This window comes from Halomonas nitroreducens (assembly GCF_003966155.1).
Lineage (GTDB): Bacteria > Pseudomonadota > Gammaproteobacteria > Pseudomonadales > Halomonadaceae > Halomonas > Halomonas nitroreducens.
Genome location: NZ_RXNS01000023.1, coordinates 26,331 through 46,655 on the forward strand (window position 1 = coordinate 26,331; position 20,325 = coordinate 46,655).

Annotated in this window: 18 protein-coding genes; 13 read left to right on the plus strand and 5 right to left on the minus strand. The window is 69.2% G+C overall.

Annotated elements, in window-relative coordinates; all coding sequences use genetic code 11:
• Positions 1–132 precede the first annotated feature (132 nt).
• Complete coding sequence (locus tag EKG36_RS18720; RefSeq protein WP_126486771.1) at positions 133–1,953, plus strand: SurA N-terminal domain-containing protein; 1,821 nt, start codon at positions 133–135, stop codon at positions 1,951–1,953.
• A gap of 126 nt (positions 1,954–2,079) precedes the next feature.
• Positions 2,080–3,090: a CobW family GTP-binding protein gene (locus EKG36_RS18725; protein WP_126486812.1), complete on the plus strand. Its 1,011-nt coding sequence runs from the start codon at positions 2,080–2,082 to the stop codon at positions 3,088–3,090.
• A 40-nt stretch (positions 3,091–3,130) separates the two neighbouring features.
• Here the strand turns inward: EKG36_RS18725 and folD are convergent, their stop codons facing one another.
• On the minus strand, positions 3,131–4,063 hold the full coding sequence (gene folD, locus EKG36_RS18730; RefSeq protein ID WP_126486773.1) for a bifunctional methylenetetrahydrofolate dehydrogenase/methenyltetrahydrofolate cyclohydrolase FolD: 933 nt from the start codon (positions 4,061–4,063) through the stop codon (positions 3,131–3,133).
• A gap of 208 nt (positions 4,064–4,271) precedes the next feature.
• Between folD and EKG36_RS18735 the strand changes: the two genes are divergently transcribed.
• On the plus strand, positions 4,272–4,748 hold the full coding sequence (locus EKG36_RS18735; RefSeq protein WP_126486775.1) for a methylenetetrahydrofolate reductase C-terminal domain-containing protein: 477 nt from the start codon (positions 4,272–4,274) through the stop codon (positions 4,746–4,748).
• On the plus strand, positions 4,735–5,793 hold the full coding sequence (locus tag EKG36_RS18740) for a methylenetetrahydrofolate reductase (protein WP_126486776.1): 1,059 nt from the start codon (positions 4,735–4,737) through the stop codon (positions 5,791–5,793). The genes EKG36_RS18735 and EKG36_RS18740 overlap by 14 nt, the downstream gene beginning before the upstream one ends.
• A gap of 12 nt (positions 5,794–5,805) precedes the next feature.
• On the opposite strand, the gene EKG36_RS18745 is transcribed toward EKG36_RS18740, so the two are convergent.
• Positions 5,806–6,570, minus strand: coding sequence for a UDP-2,3-diacylglucosamine diphosphatase (locus EKG36_RS18745; protein WP_126486777.1), 765 nt, complete (start codon positions 6,568–6,570; stop codon positions 5,806–5,808).
• Between the two features lie 75 nt (positions 6,571–6,645).
• Complete coding sequence (locus EKG36_RS18750; protein WP_126486778.1) at positions 6,646–7,152, minus strand: peptidylprolyl isomerase; 507 nt, start codon at positions 7,150–7,152, stop codon at positions 6,646–6,648.
• Positions 7,153–7,416: 264 nt separating this feature from the next.
• Between EKG36_RS18750 and EKG36_RS18755 the strand changes: the two genes are divergently transcribed.
• Both EKG36_RS18755 and cysS read left to right on the plus strand, forming a co-directional pair.
• Positions 7,417–9,096, plus strand: a complete 1,680-nt coding sequence (locus EKG36_RS18755) for a glutamine--tRNA ligase/YqeY domain fusion protein (protein ID WP_126486780.1) — start codon at positions 7,417–7,419, stop codon at positions 9,094–9,096.
• 1 nt (position 9,097) lies between these two features.
• Entirely contained in the window at positions 9,098–10,489 is a 1,392-nt protein-coding gene (cysS, locus tag EKG36_RS18760; RefSeq protein WP_126486781.1) for a cysteine--tRNA ligase, read from the plus strand.
• A 137-nt stretch (positions 10,490–10,626) separates the two neighbouring features.
• Here cysS and EKG36_RS18765 read toward each other — a convergent pair whose 3' ends face one another.
• Positions 10,627–10,926, minus strand: a complete 300-nt coding sequence (locus tag EKG36_RS18765; RefSeq protein WP_126486782.1) for a hypothetical protein — start codon at positions 10,924–10,926, stop codon at positions 10,627–10,629.
• A 531-nt stretch (positions 10,927–11,457) separates the two neighbouring features.
• Positions 11,458–12,417 (minus strand): DUF1853 family protein, encoded by a 960-nt coding sequence (locus tag EKG36_RS18770; RefSeq protein WP_126486784.1) that lies wholly within the window; start codon positions 12,415–12,417, stop codon positions 11,458–11,460.
• Positions 12,418–12,512: 95 nt separating this feature from the next.
• On the opposite strand from EKG36_RS18770, the gene osmF reads away from it, so the two are divergent.
• The 7 genes from osmF to EKG36_RS18805 all read left to right on the plus strand — a co-directional run bounded on the left by osmF (position 12,513) and on the right by EKG36_RS18805 (position 20,302).
• Positions 12,513–13,427 carry a glycine betaine ABC transporter substrate-binding protein OsmF gene (gene osmF, locus EKG36_RS18775; protein WP_126486785.1) on the plus strand — a complete coding sequence of 305 codons (915 nt, stop codon included), beginning with the start codon at positions 12,513–12,515 and terminating at the stop codon, positions 13,425–13,427.
• 8 nt (positions 13,428–13,435) lie between these two features.
• Positions 13,436–14,602 (plus strand): ABC transporter permease, encoded by a 1,167-nt coding sequence (locus EKG36_RS18780; protein WP_126486787.1) that lies wholly within the window; start codon positions 13,436–13,438, stop codon positions 14,600–14,602.
• Positions 14,599–15,543 carry an ABC transporter ATP-binding protein gene (locus EKG36_RS18785; RefSeq protein WP_126486789.1) on the plus strand — a complete coding sequence of 315 codons (945 nt, stop codon included), beginning with the start codon at positions 14,599–14,601 and terminating at the stop codon, positions 15,541–15,543. The genes EKG36_RS18780 and EKG36_RS18785 overlap by 4 nt, the downstream gene beginning before the upstream one ends.
• Positions 15,536–16,294, plus strand: a complete 759-nt coding sequence (locus tag EKG36_RS18790) for an ABC transporter permease (RefSeq protein ID WP_126486791.1) — start codon at positions 15,536–15,538, stop codon at positions 16,292–16,294. The genes EKG36_RS18785 and EKG36_RS18790 overlap by 8 nt, the downstream gene beginning before the upstream one ends.
• A 163-nt stretch (positions 16,295–16,457) precedes the next feature.
• Complete coding sequence (locus EKG36_RS18795; RefSeq protein ID WP_126486793.1) at positions 16,458–17,678, plus strand: thiamine pyrophosphate-dependent dehydrogenase E1 component subunit alpha; 1,221 nt, start codon at positions 16,458–16,460, stop codon at positions 17,676–17,678.
• Position 17,679: 1 nt separating this feature from the next.
• Positions 17,680–18,657 (plus strand): alpha-ketoacid dehydrogenase subunit beta, encoded by a 978-nt coding sequence (locus tag EKG36_RS18800; protein ID WP_126486794.1) that lies wholly within the window; start codon positions 17,680–17,682, stop codon positions 18,655–18,657.
• A gap of 28 nt (positions 18,658–18,685) precedes the next feature.
• Entirely contained in the window at positions 18,686–20,302 is a 1,617-nt protein-coding gene (locus EKG36_RS18805) for a dihydrolipoyllysine-residue acetyltransferase (RefSeq protein WP_126486796.1), read from the plus strand.
• The last annotated feature ends 23 nt before the right edge of the window (positions 20,303–20,325 follow it).

Genomic DNA, 20,325 nt, shown 5'->3' on the forward strand with positions numbered 1-20,325 from the left:
CGCGGAGGCGGTGCGCCTGTTTTCGTTGTTGGCCGCATCTTGCGCAGCCGGGGCGTCTTCTCCACGGTCGCGGCCCCGACCTGTATGCGTATAATGTGGCGCGACCGACACACTTGATCCGCAGAGGCCTGCATGCTGCAAAGTATTCGTGACCGCTCCACCAGCTGGGGTGCCAAGATCATCATCGGCGCCGTGGTCGTGACCATGGCGCTGTTCGGCGTGGAGTCGCTGGTCGGCCTGCTGGGTAGCGATGGCGAGAAGGTCGCCGAGGTAAACGGCGAGCCGATCACCCGACAGCAGTTGGAGCTCGAGGTCCAGCGAGCCATCCGCAGCGGCCAGGTGCCTCCGGAGCAGGAGCGCCAGCTGCGTGCCCAGATGCTCGATACCCTGATCACCGACCGTTTGCTGACCCAGTATGCGGAAGAAGGGGGGTTGCACCTGTCCGAGGCGCAGCTCGACCAGCTGATCGTCAGCCTGCCGGAGTTCCAGGATGCCGAGGGCCGCTTCGATCGCGAACTGTTCCGCAACCGGCTGGCCAGTGCCGGCTTCACGCCGTTGTCGTTCCGTCAGCAGTTGAGGGTCGACATGAAACGGCGCCAGCTGCAGCAGGGCCTGGCCATGAGCGAGTTCAGCCTGGGCAGCGAGCAGGCGCGCCTGGCGGCCCTGCAGCGCCAGACCCGGACCTTCCGGCACTATGCCCTGGTACCGTCCGACCTCGAGTCGCCCCCTGCAGTCAGCGAAGGCGAGCTGCGCGACTACTACGAGGCGCATGCCGACGACTACCAGCGTCCGGAGCAGGTCCGCCTGGCCTATGTGGTGCTGGATCGCCAGCGCATGGCCGAGGACGCGGAGGTCGACGAGGCGGCGCTGCGTGAGGCCTGGCAGGCCGAGGCCGCCGAGGCCGACCGCCGCGTCTCGCACATCATGGTGACCTTTGGCGACGAGCGGAGCCGCGACGAGGCCGTCGCGCGCCTGGAGGCGGTCAAGGCACGACTGGCCGACGGCGAGGCGTTCGCCGACCTGGCCGCCGAGGTCTCCGATGACACCTCCACCAGCGATGCCGGGGGCGACCTGGGCGTGATCAGCCGTGGCTTCTTCGGCGAGGCCTTCGAGGAGGCGGCCTTTGCCCTGTCCGAGGGGCAGGTATCGGATATCGTCGAGACCGACAACGGCCTGCACCTGGTCAAGGTCACCGAGCTAGATCGTCCGCCCTTCGAGCAGGCCCGGGATCGCCTGGCCCGACAGGTCGCCATGGACCGCGTCGGCGATGCCTTCAACGAGCGGGCCCAGCGGCTGATCGACGAGAGCTTCGCCGCCGAGGACCTGGCGAGCGTCGCCGACAGCCTCGACCTCGAACTGCACGAGAGTAACTGGGTCAGTCGCGACGGCGCCGAGGGCGTGTTGGCCGAGCCCGGCGTCATGCGTCAGGCGTTCTCCCCCGACGTGCTGGAAGAGGGCTTCAACAGCGAGGTCATCGAGCTCGACGAGGACCGGCGGATGGTGCTGCGCGTCCTCGAGCATCGCCAGGCCACCACCCTGCCGCTCGAGGAGGTGCGTGAGCAGGTCGCCGAGGCCGTCGAGGCCAACAAGACCCGCCAGGCTCTCGAGGCCCGGGCCGAGGAGATGCTCGCCGCGCTGCGCAACGGCGAGTCGCTGTCCCTCGACTGGCAGCGCGCGGAGGCGCTGAGCCGCCAGGCCGGCAGCGACCTGGCCGAGCCGGTGGTCGAGAGCGCCTTCCGCCTGCCGCACCCGGCCGACGGCGAGACCGTCTATGGCCACGCCGTGGATGGTCAGCGCGTGGTGCTGATCGCCCTGGAGCAGGTGACCGAGGGTGAGCCCAACGCGCAGATCGAGTCCTTCGTCGCACGCATGGCCGAGCAGCTGCGCTCCCAGGCGGCCATCACCGGCCTGCTGGATCACCTGCGCGAGCAGGCCGAGATCAACCGGCCCTGAAGGCCTGGGGCGAGGAGTACGGAGTGAGGGGTGAGGAGCCCCTCACTCCCTGCGCCTAGCATTTCACACCTCACACCTCACACCTCACACCTCACACCTCACACCTCACACCTCACACCTCCCCCTATGCCCACTCCGCTCACCAATATTCCTGTCCATGTCGTCACCGGCTTCCTCGGCAGTGGCAAGAGTTCGCTGATTCGCCATTGGCTGGACACCAAGCCGGCAGGCGAGCGCTGGGCGGTGTTGATCAACGAGTTCGGCCGGGTGGGCATCGACCAGGCCCTGCTGGCCGGTCGCGACGACGTGGCGGTCAAGGCGCTGCCGGGGGGCTGCCTGTGCTGCCAGCTGGCCGTGGTCCTGCAGGCGACGCTGGTCGAGCTGCTGCGCCGCGAGCGTCCGGATCGCCTGATCATCGAGCCCTCGGGGCTCGGCCATCCCGGCGGGCTGCTGGCGCTGCTGCGTGGCGAGGCCTTCGCCGACGTGCTCCGGCTCCAGGAGGTCATCGCGGTGCTCGATCCCCGGCGTCTCGACGATCCCCGGGCCAGGGGGCACGAGACCTTCCGCGACCAGCTGGCGCTCGCCGACGGCGTTGCCCTGACCATGACCGATCTGGCGACTTCGGGCCAGGTCGCCGCGGCCCGTGACTGGATCATCGGCCTGGGCGGGGCGGTGGCCTGGATCGAGGCGGCCCCCCATGGGCGACTGCCGGCCGTCCGTGGGCCGACGTCGGCCGGCCCCCATGCGGGGAAGCTGGCAGGTCGTCCGGCGTCGCACCGGGCCCTGCTCGAGACACCGCCGGACGGCGCCTCGGTGCCCGCCCCGCCCCCGGGGGCGCCTGTCAGGGAGACTGGGAGAGCGCTGGGCCACGTCAGCCTGGGCTGGCGCTGGCATGCCGGGGAGGTCTTCTCGCGCCAGGCCCTGGAAGCCTGCCTGGCGGCGCTTCCCGCCGGGGTCCGGGTCAAGGCGGTCATGCATGCCGACGATGGCTGGTGGAGCTACAACCGGGTCGCGGGCGACGAGCCCGCCATGCCCAGCGACTGGCGGCGGGACTCCCGGCTGGAGCTCATCGGCCCGCCCGAGTCCCTGCCCGATGTCGCGTCACTGGAGGCCGAGCTGGCGGCCTGCCGCGCCTGAGCGGCGTCGCATGGCGCTCTGGCCGTCGCGTGCGCCGGCGTCACCCATGGGGATGTGTCAGGGGCAGGCCGTCGCGAGGCGCGATGGCTCGGGCGCTGGGGGGCGGGTCGGGCAGGCCGAGCTGGCGACAGGCGGCCACCAGGGTGTTGTGCAGCAGGCAGGCGATGGTCATGGGGCCGACACCGCCCGGCACCGGGGTGAGCGCGCCGGCCACTCGCGAGACGCTGACGGCATCCACGTCGCCCACCAGGCGGCGGCTGTCGCCGTCCTCGAGGCGGGTGATGCCCACATCGATGACGGTGGCGCCCGGCTTGACCCAGTCATCCCGCACCAGGCCGGGGCGGCCCGCGGCGGCCACCAGGATATCGCCCTGGCGGCAGATCGTGGCGGGGTCCGGGGTTCGCGAGTGGGCCACGGTGACGGTGCAGTCCTCCCGCAGCAGCAGGCTCGCCAGCGGGCGGCCGACGATCCGCGAACGGCCCAGCACCACGGCATGCTGGCCGGCGAGCTCGCCAAGCTGCGACTTGAGCAGCTGGACGCAGCCCAGCGGGGTGCAGGGCACCAGGCCCTCGCCCCCCACGGCCAGCGCGCCGGCGTTCAGGGGGTGGAAGCCGTCCACGTCCTTGGCCGGGTCGATGGCGTGGATCACCGCCTCGGGATCGATATGTGCCGGTAGCGGCAGCTGGACCAGGATGCCGTGGACCCGGGGGTCGCGGTTGAGGCCCGCGATCCGCTCGAGCAGCATCGCCTGGGACGTGGCGGTGGGCAGGGCATGTTCGAAGGAGCGCATGCCGACCTCCCGGGCATGCTGGCCCTTGCGCCGCACGTACACCTGGCTGGCGGGGTCGTCGCCGACCAGGATCACCGCCAGGCCGGGGAGCAGGCCCCGCTGATCCACGAGTCGCCCAACCGCGTCGGCTACCGTCTCGCGCAGCGCGTCAGCCTGCGCCTTGCCATCAATCCATGTCGCCATTGCGCGCCCGCCCGTGGTGATTCCTGTTCGGAGTCTAGGGCAGGTGTGCCGACCCGGTGTTCCCTCGGCGACGCCGGGTGTCGCGGTGGCGACGGTCGCCCTGTACTATGGTGCTGTCGTCCTGATGGAAGTGGCCGGCCGCCGGGCTTTCTAGCCTGACGGTGAGGTCCCACGGGGCCAGATGATTCACCACGGTGAGGACAGCCCCATGTACCGCATACGTCGCTGGGTGGTCCGCCATGCTCGGGCCTTCGAGATCCTCTACGACGGCTTCGAGCCGTTGCTGCGCAGGCTTGCGCCGCTGGTGGCGCGCATCGGTCCCGCGCGACTGGAGCGGCCGGTCGCCGCCGTCGAGCGGGCCATCAAGGGATGGCTGTTCGATTGCCAGATGTGCGGGCATTGCGTGCTCAATGCCACCGGCATGGCCTGTCCCATGAACTGCCCCAAGCGGTTGCGCAACGGCCCCTGTGGCGGGGTGCGCCCCGACGGGGGCTGCGAGGTGAAGCCCGAGATGCGTTGCGTGTGGATCGAGGCCTGGGAGGGCAGCCGGCGCATGCGCTATGGTGATCGTATCCAGGTGGTGCAGCTACCGGTGAATGACGCCGATCAGGGGCGCTCCTCCTGGCTCAAGGTGATGCGCGGCGAACACGGCAAGGAGGTCGCGGGCAGCCATGAAGTTCGATGACGAGCCGGTTCCCGGCTATTCGCTGCCGATCCTGCCGGGCCATGTCTCGCCCGGGCGCCTGGAGCGCGTGCTGCGTGCCGGTCGCTTCGCGCTGACCACCGAGATCGACCCGCCGGACTCCGCCGATCCGGCCGAGGTGCTGCGACGCGCGGCGATCTTCGACGGCTATGTCGATGCCATCAATGCCACCGATGGCTCCGGGGCCAACTGCCATATGTCCAGCGTCGGGGTCTGTTCACTGCTGACCCGGGTGGGCTACGCCACCATCCTGCAGATGTCCTGTCGCGACCGTAACCGCATCGCCATGCAGGGCGAGATCCTCGGGGCCGCGGCCATGGGCGCCTGCAACCTGCTGTGCCTGACCGGGGACGGCGTCCAGGCCGGGGATCATCCCCAGGCCCGGCCGGTCTTCGACCTGGATGCGATGTCGCAGCTGGAAATCGCCCGGCGCATGCGCGACGAGGGGCGCTTCGAGAGCGGTCGGGCGATCACCGACCCGCCGCGCATCTTCCTCGGGGCGGCGGCGAACCCCTTCGTGCCCCCGCACGCCTGGCGGGCGCTTCGCCTGGCCAAGAAGGTGGCCGCGGGTGCTCGCTTCTTCCAGACCCAGTACTGCTTCGATCCCCAGCGGCTGCGCGATTTCATGGCCGAGGTCGCGGACCTGGGCGTGCTCGAGGGCCCCGACCGCGTCTTCGTGCTGGTGGGGATGGGCCCCCTGGCCTCCGCACGCAGCGCGCGCTGGATCCGTGAGCACGTTCCCGGGGTGCACATCCCCGATGCGGTGATCCGGCGTCTCGAGGGCGCCCGGGACCAGCGGGCGGAGGGCGAGCGGCTGTGCTGCGATATCCTCGCCGAGGTGCGCGAGATCGAGGGCGTGAGCGGCGCCCATATCATGGCCTATCGCCAGGAACACACGGTGGCGCGGATCATCGAGGAGACCGGGGTCCTGGAGGGGCGCGTGCCCTGGTACCCGGGGCGGGACAATCCCGCCGAGCTCAATCCCGAGGCGACGGAGGCGGAGTTGCCCGCCTCCGGCACGGGCTAGGGCCGCTGCCGCTCAGCCGCTGAGGGCGAAGTCGCGCAGTACCGGCGCCTGTCCCGGCGCGATCTCGATCTCCCAGCCCCGGTTCGGCTGCCAGTCGCCCAGCACGAAACGCCGCGCCGGTGTGCCGTCGAGTTCCAGCGGGTGGACGGCGGGGCGATGGGTGTGGCCATGGATCAGGGTGGTCACGCCATGCTGGCGCAGCGCGGTGAGCACCTCGCCCGGGGTGACGTCCATGATGTCCTCGGCCTTGTTGGAGTTGGCCTCGCCCGACTGGTCGCGCAGCTGGCGCGCCAGGGCCAGCCGCTCGGTAATCGGCATGGCGAGGATCCGCGCCTGCCATGCCGGGTCGCGGGCCTGGGCCCGGAAGGCCATGTAGGCCTCGTCCCGGGTGCACAGGCTGTCACCATGCATCAGCAGTACTCGCTCGTCGCCGAGGGTCACGACGCTGGGGTCGGGGAGCAGGCATGCCCCCGCTTCCCTGGCGAAGCGCTCCCCGAGCAGGAAGTCGCGGTTGCCGTGCATCAGGTAGATGGCGGTGCCGGCTTCCGAGCGGGCCCGCAGGGCCCCGGCAACGCGCCACGCCAGGGCGGCGTTGCCGGTCGGATCGGCCTCGCCGAGATCCATCAGGTCGTCGCCGATCCAGGCCTCGAAGAAGTCGCCTAGGATATACAGGGCCTCGGCGCCCTGGGCGCGGCCCTCGAGCCAGGCCAGGAAGCCGTCGGTGATGGCGGGAGCGCCGGGATGGAGGTGCAGGTCGGAAATCAGCAGGCTGGACATGGTGGCTCTTGCGGCGTCGGAGGAAAGGCAACACACCCGCCGGGGCGGGTGTGTGGGCAGCGGGGCGGCCAGGCCTCAGGCCTCGGCATCGTCCTTCACGTAGGCACGCTGGATGATGACGTCATCGGCGGGCACGTCGGCGTGCATGCCGCGGCGGGTCGTCGGCACGGCCTTGATCCGCTCGACCACGTCCATGCCCTCGACCACCTCGCCGAACACGCAGTAGCCCCAGCCCTGGATGTTCTTGCCGCGATGGTTGAGGAAGTCGTTGTCGGCAACGTTGATGAAGAACTGGGCGGTGGCGGAGTGCGGGTCCTGGGTCCGCGCCATGGCCAGGGTGCCGGTGGTGTTGGCCAGGCCGTTGTCGGCCTCGTTCTCGATGGGCTCGCGGGTCGGCTTCTGGTTGAAGTCGAGGTCGAAACCGCCGCCCTGCACCATGAAGCCATCGATCACCCGGTGGAAGAGGGTGTTGTCGTAGAAGCCATCGCGGACGTACTGCTCGAAGTTGGCCGCCGTCTTCGGCGCCTTGTCGTGGTTGAGGGCGATGCTGATGTCGCCGAAGTTGGTCTGCAGGATGATCATCACGGTTTCCTTTCGTGAAGCCAGGGGGGCGCGCTATGTCGTCGCTCGGGGCCGGTCCGCCGACAGGTCCGCTTTCCTGTGACCTGTCCGCGGCGCCCCTCGTCGAGGCCAGCGGCGACCGCCCTGGTCGTAAAGCGGGATGCCTTGGCGCCGTATGGGCACGTGGCGCTATAATAGCCCTTTTGCGTCGATGCGCGAAGCCGGGGCCGAGGCGCCGGTGTCGCGGCGACAGGCCCGCGTTCAACCAGAGGTTGCCCTATCAACATGACCAGCGAGACCACCAGCGCGCCGAACTTCATTCGCAACCAGATTCGCGAGGAGATCGAGGCCGGCCGGCAGGGGAAGATCGTCACCCGCTTCCCGCCGGAGCCCAACGGCTTCCTGCACATCGGCCATGCCAAGTCGATCTGTCTGAATTTCGGGCTCGCCGAGCAGTTCGGTGGCGACTGTCATCTGCGCTTCGACGACACCAATCCGGCGAAGGAGGAGCAGGCCTACATCGACGCCATCAAGGAGGATGTCAGCTGGCTGGGCTTCGAGTGGGCAGGGCCGGTGCGTTTTGCCTCCGACTACTTCGATCAACTGTACAGCTGGGCCCAGCACCTGGTGCGCGAGGGCAAGGCCTATGTCGACGACCTCTCGCCGGAGGAGATGCGCGAGTATCGCGGCACCCTGACCGAGCCGGGGCGGCCGAGCCCGTATCGCGAGCGCGGCGTGGAGGAGAATCTCGACCTGCTGGAGCGCATGCGCGTCGGCGAGTTCGCCGAGGGTGAAAAGGTGCTGCGGGCCAAGATCGACATGGCCGCCGCCAATATCAACCTGCGGGATCCGATTCTCTACCGGATCCGCCACGCCCATCACCACCAGACCGGGGACAATTGGAAGATCTATCCGTCCTATGACTTCACCCATGGCCAGTCGGATGCGCTCGAGGGAGTGACCCACTCCATCTGCACCCTGGAGTTCGAGGATCACCGGCCGCTCTACGAGTGGTTCCTGGACAACCTGCCGGTGCCGGCCCGGCCGCGTCAGATCGAGTTCGCCCGGCTCAACCTCAACTACACCCTGACCTCCAAGCGCAAGCTCAAGCTGCTGGTGGACGAGGGCATCGTCGATGGCTGGGACGACCCGCGCATGCCGACCATCTCCGGGATGCGTCGCCGTGGCTACACTCCGGCCTCGATCCGCAAGTTCTGCGAGATGATCGGCGTCACCCGGGCCGACGGTGGCCTGGTGGACATCGCCATGCTGACCCACGCCCTGCGCTCGGACCTCGAGGACAATGCGCCGCGAGCGATGTGCGTGCTCAAGCCCCTGAAGGTGGTGCTGACCAATGTGCCCGAGGACCATGAAGAGGTCTATGAGGTGCCCGGTCACCCGGCCCGCGAGGACATGGGAGTGCGCCGGATTCCCTTTGGCCGGGAAATCTATATCGATCGCGACGACTTCATGGAGGAGCCGCCGAAGAAGTTCTTCCGCCTGGCGCCGGGCAAGGAGGTGCGCCTGCGCAATTCCTACGTGATCCGCTGCGACGAGGTGGTGAAGGGCGCCGGCGGCGAGGTCGAGGAACTGCGCTGCTCGGTGGACTTCGACACCCTGGGCAAGAACCCCGAGGGCCGCAAGGTCAAGGGCGTGATCCACTGGGTCAGCGCCAGCCATGGCGTGCCCGTGGAGGTACGCCTCTACGACAACCTCTTCCAGGTCGAACAGCCGGACAAGGACAAGGACGCCGACTTCCTCGAGCACCTGAATCCCGAGTCGCTGGTCACCGTGCAGGGGGTCGCCGAGCCGAGCCTGGCCGGCACCGCGCCGGAGAGCCGTTTCCAGTTCGAGCGAGTGGGCTACTTCTGCACCGACCGCCATGCCTCCTCGCCGGACAAGCTGATATTCAACCGCACCGTGGGGCTCAAGGACACCTGGGCGAAGATCAAGAAGAAGGGCTGACATGCAGATCTACAACACGCTCACCCGGCGCAAGGAAACCTTCACGCCCATCGATCCGGGCAAGGTGCGCATGTACGTCTGCGGCATGACCGTCTACGACTACTGCCATCTGGGCCATGCCCGGGTCATGGTGGCCTTCGACGTCATCACTCGCTACCTGCGCGCGCGTGGCTTCGACGTCACCTATGTGCGCAACATCACCGACATCGACGACAAGATCCTCCGGCGAGCCGACGAGAACGGCGAGACCATCGAGGCGCTCACCGACCGCATGATCGACGCCATGCACGAGGACGAGGGCCGTCTCGGGGTGCTGCGCCCCGACGCCGAGCCCCGGGCAACCCAGCATGTCGACGAGATCGTCGCCATGATCCAGGCGCTGATCGACAAGGGCTATGCCTATGCCGCGGACAACGGTGATGTCTACTATCGGGTGCGCCGGTTCGAGGGCTACGGCAAGCTCAACAACCGCGACCCCGACGAGATGCGTTCCGGGGCCCGGGTCGATGTCGACGAGCACAAGGAGGACCCGCTGGATTTCGTGCTGTGGAAGGCGGCCAAGTCCGGCGAGGCCAACTGGCTGTCGCCCTGGGGGGCGGGACGTCCCGGCTGGCACATCGAGTGCTCGGCGATGTCCACCTGCTGCCTGGGCGAGACCTTCGACATCCATGGCGGCGGGCCGGACCTGACCTTTCCGCATCACGAGAACGAGATCGCCCAGAGCGAGGCGGCCACCGGCAAGCCCTACGTCAATACCTGGATGCATGCCGGCGCCGTGCGGGTGAACCAGGAGAAGATGTCCAAGTCGCTGGGCAACTTCTTCACCATCCGCGAGGTGCTCGAGCACCACGACCCGGAAGTGGTGCGCTACCTGCTGGTCGCGAGCCACTATCGCAGCCCGATCAACTACGCCCCCGAGTCGCTGGCCGACGCCCGCAAGTCTCTGGAGCGTTTCTACAATGCCCTGGCGGACGTCGAGGCGCAGGAGGGCACGGTGGACGGGGCCTTCGATCGACGCTTCACCGCCGCCATGGACGATGACTTCAATACCGCCGAGGCGATGTCGGTGCTCTTCGACCTGGCCCGGGAGCTCAACCGGGCCAAGAAGGAGGCCCCGCAGCAGGCGCCGGCGCTGGCCGCCGAGCTCAGGCGGCTGGGCGAGGTGCTGGGTCTGCTGCAGCAGGCGCCGGCGGCCTTCCTCCAGGGCGGCGTGGCCGACCTGCCGTTGCCCGAGGCCGAGATCGAGGCGCGGATCGCCGCCCGGGCCGCGGCCAAGAAGGCCCGGGACTTCGCCCGAGCCGACAGCATCCGGGACGAGCTGGCCGCGCTCGGCATCGTGCTCAAGGACAGCCGAGAGGGGACCACCTGGGTCCTCGAGGCGCCAAGCGACTGAGCCCCATGTGCCGAAGGCGCGAGGGCAGGCCGCCTGCCATGGCGGCCACCAGCGAGCGCTCGATCCACGGGTCGTGAGCGTCCCGCCTGAGAGACGATACGCCCGGCAATTGCCGGGCGTGTTTGTGTCGGCCGCGCTCAGACGCCGGGGTCGGCGACTGAACGCGCGCCAGGGGACGGCTCCTGCGGTTCAGTGATGCGACTCTCTCGGGCATGACAGAAGCGGGAGGCTGCGTTCGGCCTGTCGTCGACGACGGCCATGGCCTCGGCAAGGCTGTTGGCCACCGCGTTCCAGGGCAGCGGCGATCCGGCGAGATGGCAGTGGTAGAGGGCGTCGTCGTCGATGTCGACGCGATGGATGTCGTTGCCCCGATTGTCCTGCCACCAGTCGGCATGGACTTGCTGCCAGCGAGGGGCAAGGGGAGCATCGATGTGCATGAGGATTTCCCTCCCTTGATCACCCGTGAAGGGCGTGAGCTCAGGATGCTTGCCAGATCGGCAGGCGCGGCGGCGTCAGTCCGTGCCAGCCTGAATAGAGAGCGACTCGGCGCCTGGCGTTGGCCTGGTGCGTGGGTACCAGGCCTTCGTGGGCGCATGGGACAGGCCGCCGGCGGTTACCCCGTCATGAGATCGGGGAGGGGGGCGCGAGAACCGGCCGAGCCGGCCTGTCCGGCCTGCTTGGGGGAGGGGGCATTTCGCCAAGGGAGCCGGGGGCAACGGCAATAGCTGATTCATATTGCATCCCTCCAAATGGAGTGCCAGCCATGGGCAGCGATTCCTGGTCGCTGGGTATCGATGTGGGAGGGCGGGCACTCATCCCGGTCGGGAGGGCCAGCCCATGACCTCAGGATAGTAGAAGAACGCTGTTCGTAAACGCTGTTCTTTAATTTTTCCCTGTGTCGGCCGGCAGCAAGAAGGGCCGCGGAAGACGAATCGGGTCGAGCGCTCGGCGGCAGGCCGGGTGTGTGGCTAGGCGGGCGGCAACGGCACCTGGCGCGGCCAGTCGTCTGTGACGACGAACAGCCGGCACCACTGCGTCGGCGACGGCGGTCCGGGGAGGCGCAGGGCGAGCTGCACCGGGGCGCCATGAGCGGCGAAATGCGTCTTCAGCCGATGTTCCAGTACCGCCAGGGGCGCCAGTCGCTCGGCACGGGGCAGGGCCAGCCAGTGAGGCTTGCACAGCCAGGCGCCACGGCTGCCCTCGGGCAGCTCGGCGCGCAGGGCCGACCAGTTGCGCCAGTGCAGCCAGCGGCCCCGCAGGTGCGCCGGCGAGGCATCCCGGGGCGGGGGCAGGTCATGGTCAAGCGGGTAGAAGAGCACGCCCGGCATGGCGAGGCGCTGCTGCAGCCGCGGCAGGGGGGAGTGGCCGAGACACGCGGCCAGGGCCGCTCGCGCGTCCGGCGAGTGCGCCAGCGGCAGCTGGTGACGTTCCAGGTGGCTGCGCTTGAGGGCCAGGCTGTCCAGTCCCCCGGGGCCGATCCAGCGGGCCTGGTCGTCCTCGGCGCCGGGGCCCTCCGGGAGGCCCAGGTAGTACTTGATAGCGACCTCCAGATGCACCGGGGCGGGGTCGCGGCGAAGCCGGTAGACCAGGTCGAGTTCGCCCAGGGTCCGGTGGTCTCGCACCACCGGCAGGTTGTGGGCCAGCAGCTGGGTGGCGGGGGCGGTGGCCAGCAGGAATTGCCACAGCCGCTCGTGATAGTGTCCCATGCGTCCCTTGAGGGTCGCGCCCACGCAGCGCTCGAGGGCGCTCGGGCGGGCCTGGAGCGCATCCAGGAAGTCCGCCAGGGCCCTGTCGTCGGCGAGCCCCAGGCTCGCCGGGTCCGGCCGGCGGAGATCGAGCAGGTCCGGTGCCAGCAGCAGCCAGGCCAGGTCCCTGACCAGCGGGTGATGCCAGCGGTCGATGATATCGTGAAGCCCGTCGGGCGGCATGCGCTCTGGTTCCTGGCGTTGAGATGCCGTTCTGACAGCCAAGCTGTACAGGCCTTATACTCAGGATACATTCAATAAGGAAGTGGGTGGTAACCATGAAGCCAGTACTGACGCGTCTCGCTGCCGTCGCGACCGGCACCCTGATGACCCTCGCCGTCGCCCAGGCCCAGGACCCGGTGGTGGTCGCCTCCAAGATCGATACCGAGGGCTCGGTGCTGGGGCAGCTGATCCTGCAGCGCCTGGAGGCCGGCGGCATCGAGGTCGAGAATCGCCTGCAGCTCGGCGGCACCAGTATCGTGCGTGGGGCGCTCACCGCCGGCGAGATCGACCTCTATCCCGAGTATACCGGCAACGGCGCCTTCTTCTTCGATATGGCCGACAGCCCGGTGTGGAAGGAGGCCGAGCAGGCCTACGAGACCGTCAGCCGGAAGGATCGGGAGCAGAACGGCCTGGTCTGGCTGACCCCGGCAGATGCCAACAACACCTGGGCGATCAGCGTGCGCGGCGAGCTGGCCCGCGAGCACGACCTGGCGAGTCTCGAGGATCTCGCGGCCTACCTGGACGACGGGGGCGAGATCAAGCTCGCCGCCAGCGCCGAGTTCGTGGAGTCGCCCCAGGCCCTGCCGGCCTTCCAGGAGGCCTACGGCTTCGAGCTGTCCGAGGAGCAGCTGCTGGTGCTCTCCGGTGGCAACACCGCCGCCACCATGCGCGCCGCCGCCCAGCAGACCAGCGGCGTCAATGCCGCCATGACCTACGGTACCGACGGCGGCCTCCAGGCCCTGGACCTGGTGGTGATGAGCGACACCCTGGGCGTGCAGCCGGTCTACCAGCCGGCCCCGGTGGTCAGGCAGAGCGTGCTCGAGGCTCACCCGGAGATCGAGTCACTGCTGGCCCCGGTCTTCGCGGCCCTGGATCGCGACACCCTGCAGCGCCTCAACGGCGATGTCGCCGTCAATGGGCGTGACCCGGCGCAGGTCGCCGCGGACTTCCTCGCCAGCCTGGACGAGTGAGGCCCGGGGTGCGTCGGGAAACCTCACGCCCCAATATCGTCCTTGCCAGCCTGCTGCTGGCCACCCTGGTCGCCTGGGTCGGCCTGGACGCCGTGAGCGTCGCGCCCAACCGCATCGTGCCCGGCAGTGGCCATGGCGCCCATGAGGTCGCCGGTACCGCCGGCCTGGCGGCGAGCCTGCTGCCCCTGCTGGCCGGGCTCGGGCTGGCCTGGCGGCCCACCCTGGGCAGGCTCAGGTTGTCGCTGGGACTGGTCGTGGCGATGCTGGCCGCCTTGCCCGCCTGGCTGGCGCTGGCCGCCGCCAACCTGGTCGACCCCGCACTGCCTCAGGCTCGCATGGGGATTGGCGCGGGTGTCTGGGTTGCGCTCTTCCTGCTGCTGCTGGCGATGATCGAGCTGCGCAGCCGGCTGTCCCTGTCGCGGGCGCTGGGCTGGGCGCTGCTGCTGGTGCCGCTGGCGAGCCTGACGGCCTGCCTGGCCGTGTGGCTCGAGCCCCTGGCCCTGCGTCAGGAGTACCTGGGGCGCAGCGAGCAGTTCCTCGGTGCCATCGGCGAGCACTTGTTGCTGGTCGGCGTGGCCGTGGCGGCGAGCCTGGTGCTGGGAGTGGCCATGGCCCTGGCCATGCGTCACTGGCCCGGGGTCCAGAAGGTCGGCTTCGCGGTGCTCAACTTCCTGCAGACGATTCCCAGCCTGGCGCTGTTCGGCCTGCTGCTGGCCCCGCTCGCCTGGCTGGCCGCCAACGTCGAGTGGTTGGCGGCCCTGGGGGTCAGCGGCATCGGCTGGGCGCCGGCGCTGCTGGCGCTGGTGGGCTACAGCCTGCTGCCTATGGTGCGCAACACCTTCGTCGCCCTGGACGAGGTCGACCCCGGGGTGATCGAGGCGGCCCGCGGCATGGGCATGAGCCGCGGCCAGGTGTTTCGCCAGGTGCGCCTGCCGCTGGCGCTGCCGGTGATCCTCGAAGGCATCCGCATCACCTCGGTGCAGGCCATTGGCCTCACCGCGGTGGCCGCGCTGATCGGCGCCGGCGGCCTCGGCACCTTCATCTTCCAGGGTCTGGGCCAGGCGGCCATGGACCTGGTGCTGCTCGGCGCCCTGCCGATCCTGGTGATGGCGCTGGTCGCCGATGCCTTGCTCGGGGCCCTCACCGACCTGCTGCGCCCGGGAGGGGCGACATGATCGATCTGATCCACGTGACCAAGCGCTTCGGCGAAGAGACCGCGGTGGAGGACATTTCGCTGTCCGTGGCCCGGGGCGAGTTCTGCGTGCTGGTAGGCACCTCCGGCTGCGGCAAGTCGACGACCCTGCGCATGATCAATCGCCTCATCGAGCACAGCGAGGGCGAGATCCATATCGAGGGCCAGCAGATCCGCGCCTTTCGCGGGGAGACCCTGCGACGGCGCATGGGCTATGCGATCCAGAGCACTGGCCTGTTCCCCCACTGGACGGTCGAGCGCAATATCGGCCTGGTGCCGCGACTGCTCAAGTGGCCGGCGGAACGGGTCCGCGAGAGGGTCGAGGAGTTGATGACCCTGCTGGGCCTGGCCGTGGACGAGTTCGCGGGCAAGTATCCGCGCCAGCTCTCGGGCGGCCAGGCCCAGCGGGTCGGGGTGGCCCGGGCCCTGGCCGCGGACCCCGATATCCTGCTGATGGACGAGCCCTTCGGCGCCCTGGACCCGATCACACGGGAAACCCTGCAGGAGGAGCTGCGTGCCCTGCAGGCCCGGCTGCAGAAGACCATCGTCTTCGTCACCCACGACATGGACGAGGCGTTGCGCCTGGCCGACCGTCTGGTGGTCATGCACCAGGGCCGCATCCGGCAGCAGGGCCACCCCCTGGCATTGCTCCGCGAGCCCGCCGACGACTTCGTCGCCTCGCTGCTCGGCGGCGAGGACCGTGGCCTCAAGGAAGCGGCCCTGCTGCCGGTGAGCGAGCGGATGCTGCCGCTGGGCCCCCGGCTGGTGGCCCGGGAGCGGGTGGTCCAGCACGCCACCCTGCGCGAGGCCCTGTCGATCATGCTCTGGCGCCACGCCGAGCGCCTGACCGTGGTCGACGACGAGGATATCCCCATCGGCGAGCTGTCGCTGCGGCGGCTGGTGGGGGCCCGAAGCCATGACTAGGGCGTTGACCTGGCGGGCCGGGACACAGGCGGGTCGCCGCTGGCTGGCGCCGGCCGTCTGGCTGTTGCTGCTGCTGGCGGCCTGCCTGGGCATGGCGCAGCTCGAGGGACTGTTCCGCCTGGTCGAGCCCGACAGCCGGGCCGTCGTCTACGCACGTGCCGACTTCCTCGTGCTGCTCGGGCGCCACCTGCTGGTGGTCGGCGTGGCGGGCCTGCTGGCGATCCTGGTGGGCGTCGGCGCCGCGGTGGCCGTCACCCGGCCGGGTGGACGCGACTTCCTGCCGCTGGTGGCCCAGCTGGCCTCCATCGGCCAGACCTTCCCGCCGGTGGCGGTGCTGGCGCTGGCCGTGCCGGTGCTCGGCTTCGGCACCCTGCCGATCATCGTGGCGCTGGTGCTCTACGGCCTGCTGCCCATCGTGCGCAATACCCTGGCCGGGATCGAGGGCATCGACCCCGGCGTGCGCGAGGCGGCACGGGGCATGGGCATGACCGGGGGGCAGCTGCTGCGCCAGGTGGAACTGCCCCTGGCGGCGCCGGTGATCCTCGCCGGCATCCGCACTTCGGTGACCATCAATATCGCCACCGCGGCCATCGGTGCCACCGTGGGCGCCAGTAACCTGGGTGACCCGATCATCTCGGGCATCGTCAACGGCAACACCGCCTATGTCCTCCAGGGCGCAGTGCTGATCGGCCTGCTGGCGCTCACCGTCGACAGCCTCTTCGCTCGCCTGCAATCCCGTCCGGTTCGCTGAGCCTGCCGTGCCCCTCATGCGGGCATGGCAGAAGGCTCCCGGGGACTGTTCAAGCCTTTCAGTTTACGTTAACGTCAATCCTGCTGCGTTGATCGGCGCCGGGGCAATCCCCTGGCGATCCGAAAGAATAGAGACAACACTGCCCTCAAAAGGGGTAAGGATCATGACGATGAGCACAACGCGAGATATCCACTCGCCGGATTTTCTGGCCGGGGACGAGTTCAGCATTCCCACCTATCGGGTCCTCACCCAGGAGGGCACCCTCCACGAGGGCGCCGAGGCCCCGACCCTCGACCGCGACAAGGCTCGCGACATCTACACGGCGATGATCGCCACCCGGGTGCTCGACGAGCGCATGATGGCCGCCCAGCGTCAGGGTCGACTGAGCTTCTATATGCAGTGCACCGGCGAGGAAGCCGCCGTGATCGGCGCCACCGCGGCACTCGACGATGCCGACATGATCATGGCCCAGTACCGCGAGCAGGGCGCCCTGGTCTATCGCGGCTTCACCTTCGATGAGTTCATGAACCAGCTGTTCGGCAACGAGCTGGACTACGGCAAGGGCCGCCAGATGCCGATCCACTACGGCTCGCGCAAGCTGCACTACATGACCATCTCCTCGCCGCTGGCCACCCAGATTCCCCAGGCCACGGGGTATGCCTACGGCCAGAAGCTGGCCGGCGACGGCCTGTGCACCGTGGTCTTCTTCGGCGAAGGCGCCGCCTCCGAGGGCGACTTCCACGCCGCCCTGAACATGGCGGCGGTCCACGAGGCACCGGTGATCTTCTTCTGCCGCAACAACGGCTACGCCATCTCCACCCCGGCCATCGAGCAGTTCGCCGCCGACGGCGTGGCGCCGCGAGCCTTCGGCTATCGCATGCACGTGATCCGCGTCGACGGCAATGACATCCTGGCGGTCTACCGGGCCACCCAGGAGGCGCGTCGCCTCGCCGTCGAGCACAACAAGCCGGTGCTGATCGAGGCCATGACCTATCGCCTGGCCGCCCACTCCTCCTCGGACGACCCTTCCGGATATCGCTCGCGCAAGGAAGAGGAGGCCTGGCGGGAGAAGGACCCCATCCTGCGCATGAAGCGCTGGATGAGCGAACAGGGCTGGTGGGACGACGAGGAGGAGAAGGCCCTCCAGGAGCGGCTGCGTCGCGAGGTGCTGGAGACCATGAAACAGGCCGAGAAACGGCCGCCGCCGCCCCTGGACAGCCTGGTGACCGACGTCTATGCCGAGGTGACCCCGGCCCTGCAGCATCAGCTCGACGCCCTCAAGGCGCACATCCGTCGCTACCCGGACGCCTACCCCAAGGGAGCCCGCTTCCTGGATCCCGAGGTGAGCCGTACCGACGACGCCAACGACAAGGGAGAGTCTTGAGATGCCGACCATGAACATGCTGCAGGCGATCAACAATGCCCTGGACATCGCCATGGCCGAGGACGAGAAGGTGCTGTGCTTCGGCGAGGACGTGGGCGGCTTCGGCGGCGTCTTCCGCGCCACCAGCCATCTCCAGGAGCGTTACGGCAAGCAGCGCTGCTTCAATACCCCGCTGGTGGAGCAGGGCATCATCGGCTTCGCCAATGGCCTGGCCGCCCAGGGCTCGGTGCCGGTGGCGGAGATCCAGTTCGCCGACTACATCTTTCCGGCCTTCGACCAGATCGTCAACGAGACTGCCAAGTTTCGCTATCGCTCCGGCGATCTCTTCAATGTGGGCGGGTTGACCATCCGTGCCCCCTATGGCGGCGGTATCTCCGGCGGCCACTATCACTCCCAGTCCCCGGAGGCCTACTTCGCCCATACGCCGGGCCTGAAGATCGTCGTGCCGCGCAATCCCTACGAGGCCAAGGGGCTGTTGCTCGCCTCGATCCGCGACCCGGACCCGGTGATCTTCTTCGAGCCCAAGCGCCTCTACCGTGCCTCCACCGGCGAGGTCCCCGACGAGGACTATCAGCTGCCGCTGGGCGAGGCAGAGATCACCAAGGAGGGCAGCGACGTCACCCTGGTGGGGTGGGGGGCTCAGATGGAGGTCATCGACAAGGCCGTGGAGCTGGCCGAGAAGGAGGGCATCTCCTGCGAGGTGATCGACCTGCGCTGCATCCTGCCCTGGGACGCGGACACGGTGGCCGAGTCGGTGCTCAAGACCGGCCGGCTGGTGGTGACCCACGAGGCACCGCGCACCGGCGGCTTCGCCGGCGAGATCGCCGCGGCCATCCAGGATCGCTGCTTCCTGTATCTGGAATCGCCCATCATGCGCGTGACCGGCCTGGACACCCCCTTCCCGCTGACGCTGGAGAAGGAATACCTGCCGGACCACCTCAAGATCTTCGAGGCCATTCGCGAGTGCGTGAACTACTGACGGCCGATATCAGGACAGGAGAGACATCATGACGGAGTTCAAGCTGCCCGATATCGGCGAAGGTATCGTGGAGTGTGAAGTCGTGGAATGGCGCGTCGACGAGGGCGATGCCATCGAGGAAGACCAGCCGGTGGTCGAGGTGATGACCGACAAGGCGCTGGTGGAGATCACCGCCCCCGAGGCCGGCCGGGTCACCAAGCTGCACGTGGGCAAGGGCGAGATCGCCAAGGTCCATGCACCGCTGTTCGCCTACGACGCCAAGGGCACGACCGCCGAGGCATCCCCGAGCGAAACGCCGGCGCCGAAGGCGGAGGCCGAGCCCCAGGCTCCGCCGGCGAGCGGTGGCCAGGCCCCGAGTGGCGGCGAGGCGCCTGCCCCGGCAGGCCAGGCCAAGGACTTTATCCTGCCGGATATCGGCGAGGGCATCGTCGAGTGCGAGGTGGTCGAGTGGCGCGTGGCCGAGGGCGAGGAGATCGAAGAGGACCAGCCGGTGGTCGATGTCATGACCGACAAGGCCATGGTCGAGATCACCGCCCCCGAGGCCGGCCGGGTCACCAAGCTGCACGTGGGCAAGGGCGAGGTCGCCAAGGTCCATGCGCCGCTGTTTGCCTATATGCCCGAGGGTGGTGCCGAGCCGGCCGAGAGTGCCCCGGCCGGCCAGGCGGCCCGGGCCGAGACGCCGCGGGCACCGGGCGAGGGCGTCGCCCCGGCGCCCCCCGCCCGCACCGGCCGGGGACCCCACGGCCGGGTCCCGGCGAGCCCCGCCGTGCGGCGCCTGGTTCGCGAGCATGCGCTGCGACTCGAGGAGATTCCCGGTTCCGGGAAGGACGGCCGCGTGCTCAAGGAGGACGTGATCGCCTACCTGGAAGGGGGCGAGGCGAGGGCGCCCCAGGCGGCCGCCACGGCGTCGCCGGCGCCCGCCCAGCCGGCCGGGCAGGGCGAGGTGCGCGTCGAGCCGCTGCGCGGCGTGCGCGCGGCCATGGCCCGGCAGATGGTGGCCGCGGCCTCGACCATCCCGCACTTCCAGTACGGCGAGGAGATCGACGTCACCGAGTTGCTGGCGCTGCGCGAGCGGCTCAAGCCCAGGGCGGAGGCCAAGGAGGCCCGGCTCACCCTGATGCCCTTCTTCATGAAGGCCATGGCGCTGGCGATCCAGGACTTCCCGATCCTCAACAGCCGGCTCAACGAGGCCGCCGACGAGATCCACTACCTGCCGTCCTGCAATATCGGCATGGCGGTGGACGGCAAGGCGGGCCTGATGGTGCCCAACGTCAAGGCCGTGGAGACGCGCAGCCTGCTGGAGGTGGCCCGCGAGATCCAGCGCCTCACCGGCGAGGCCCGGGAGGGCCGGGTGGCCCAGGCCGACCTCCGGGACGGGACCATCAGCATCTCCAACATCGGGGCCCTGGGCGGCACCTATGCCGCGCCCATCATCAACGCCCCGGAGGTGGCCATCGTGGCCATCGGCAAGACCCAGTGGCTGCCGCGCTTCGATGCGGCCGGCGAGGTCACCCGGCGGGCGATCATGACCGTGACCTGGGCCGGCGATCACCGGCTGATCGACGGCGGCACCATCGCCCGCTTCTGCAATGCCTGGAAGGGCTACCTCGAAGACCCCGAGACGCTACTGCTCGAACTGGCCTGACGGCGTTGGCCAGGACGGGGGCC

Bases quoted from the DNA above. Each gene is read 5' to 3' on its own strand.
- EKG36_RS18720 (WP_126486771.1), top strand. From the start codon at position 133: ATGCTGCAAAGTATTCGTGACCGCTCCACCAGCTGGGGTGCCAAGATC.
- EKG36_RS18725 (WP_126486812.1), top strand. From the start codon at position 2,080: ATGCCCACTCCGCTCACCAATATTCCTGTCCATGTCGTCACCGGCTTC.
- folD (WP_126486773.1), bottom strand. From the start codon at position 4,063: ATGGCGACATGGATTGATGGCAAGGCGCAGGCTGACGCGCTGCGCGAG.
- EKG36_RS18735 (WP_126486775.1), top strand. From the start codon at position 4,272: ATGTACCGCATACGTCGCTGGGTGGTCCGCCATGCTCGGGCCTTCGAG.
- EKG36_RS18740 (WP_126486776.1), top strand. From the start codon at position 4,735: ATGAAGTTCGATGACGAGCCGGTTCCCGGCTATTCGCTGCCGATCCTG.
- EKG36_RS18745 (WP_126486777.1), bottom strand. From the start codon at position 6,570: ATGTCCAGCCTGCTGATTTCCGACCTGCACCTCCATCCCGGCGCTCCC.
- EKG36_RS18750 (WP_126486778.1), bottom strand. From the start codon at position 7,152: ATGATCATCCTGCAGACCAACTTCGGCGACATCAGCATCGCCCTCAAC.
- EKG36_RS18755 (WP_126486780.1), top strand. From the start codon at position 7,417: ATGACCAGCGAGACCACCAGCGCGCCGAACTTCATTCGCAACCAGATT.
- cysS (WP_126486781.1), top strand. From the start codon at position 9,098: ATGCAGATCTACAACACGCTCACCCGGCGCAAGGAAACCTTCACGCCC.
- EKG36_RS18765 (WP_126486782.1), bottom strand. From the start codon at position 10,926: ATGCACATCGATGCTCCCCTTGCCCCTCGCTGGCAGCAAGTCCATGCC.
- EKG36_RS18770 (WP_126486784.1), bottom strand. From the start codon at position 12,417: ATGCCGCCCGACGGGCTTCACGATATCATCGACCGCTGGCATCACCCG.
- osmF (WP_126486785.1), top strand. From the start codon at position 12,513: ATGAAGCCAGTACTGACGCGTCTCGCTGCCGTCGCGACCGGCACCCTG.
- EKG36_RS18785 (WP_126486789.1), top strand. From the start codon at position 14,599: ATGATCGATCTGATCCACGTGACCAAGCGCTTCGGCGAAGAGACCGCG.
- EKG36_RS18790 (WP_126486791.1), top strand. From the start codon at position 15,536: ATGACTAGGGCGTTGACCTGGCGGGCCGGGACACAGGCGGGTCGCCGC.
- EKG36_RS18795 (WP_126486793.1), top strand. From the start codon at position 16,458: ATGACGATGAGCACAACGCGAGATATCCACTCGCCGGATTTTCTGGCC.
- EKG36_RS18800 (WP_126486794.1), top strand. From the start codon at position 17,680: ATGCCGACCATGAACATGCTGCAGGCGATCAACAATGCCCTGGACATC.
- EKG36_RS18805 (WP_126486796.1), top strand. From the start codon at position 18,686: ATGACGGAGTTCAAGCTGCCCGATATCGGCGAAGGTATCGTGGAGTGT.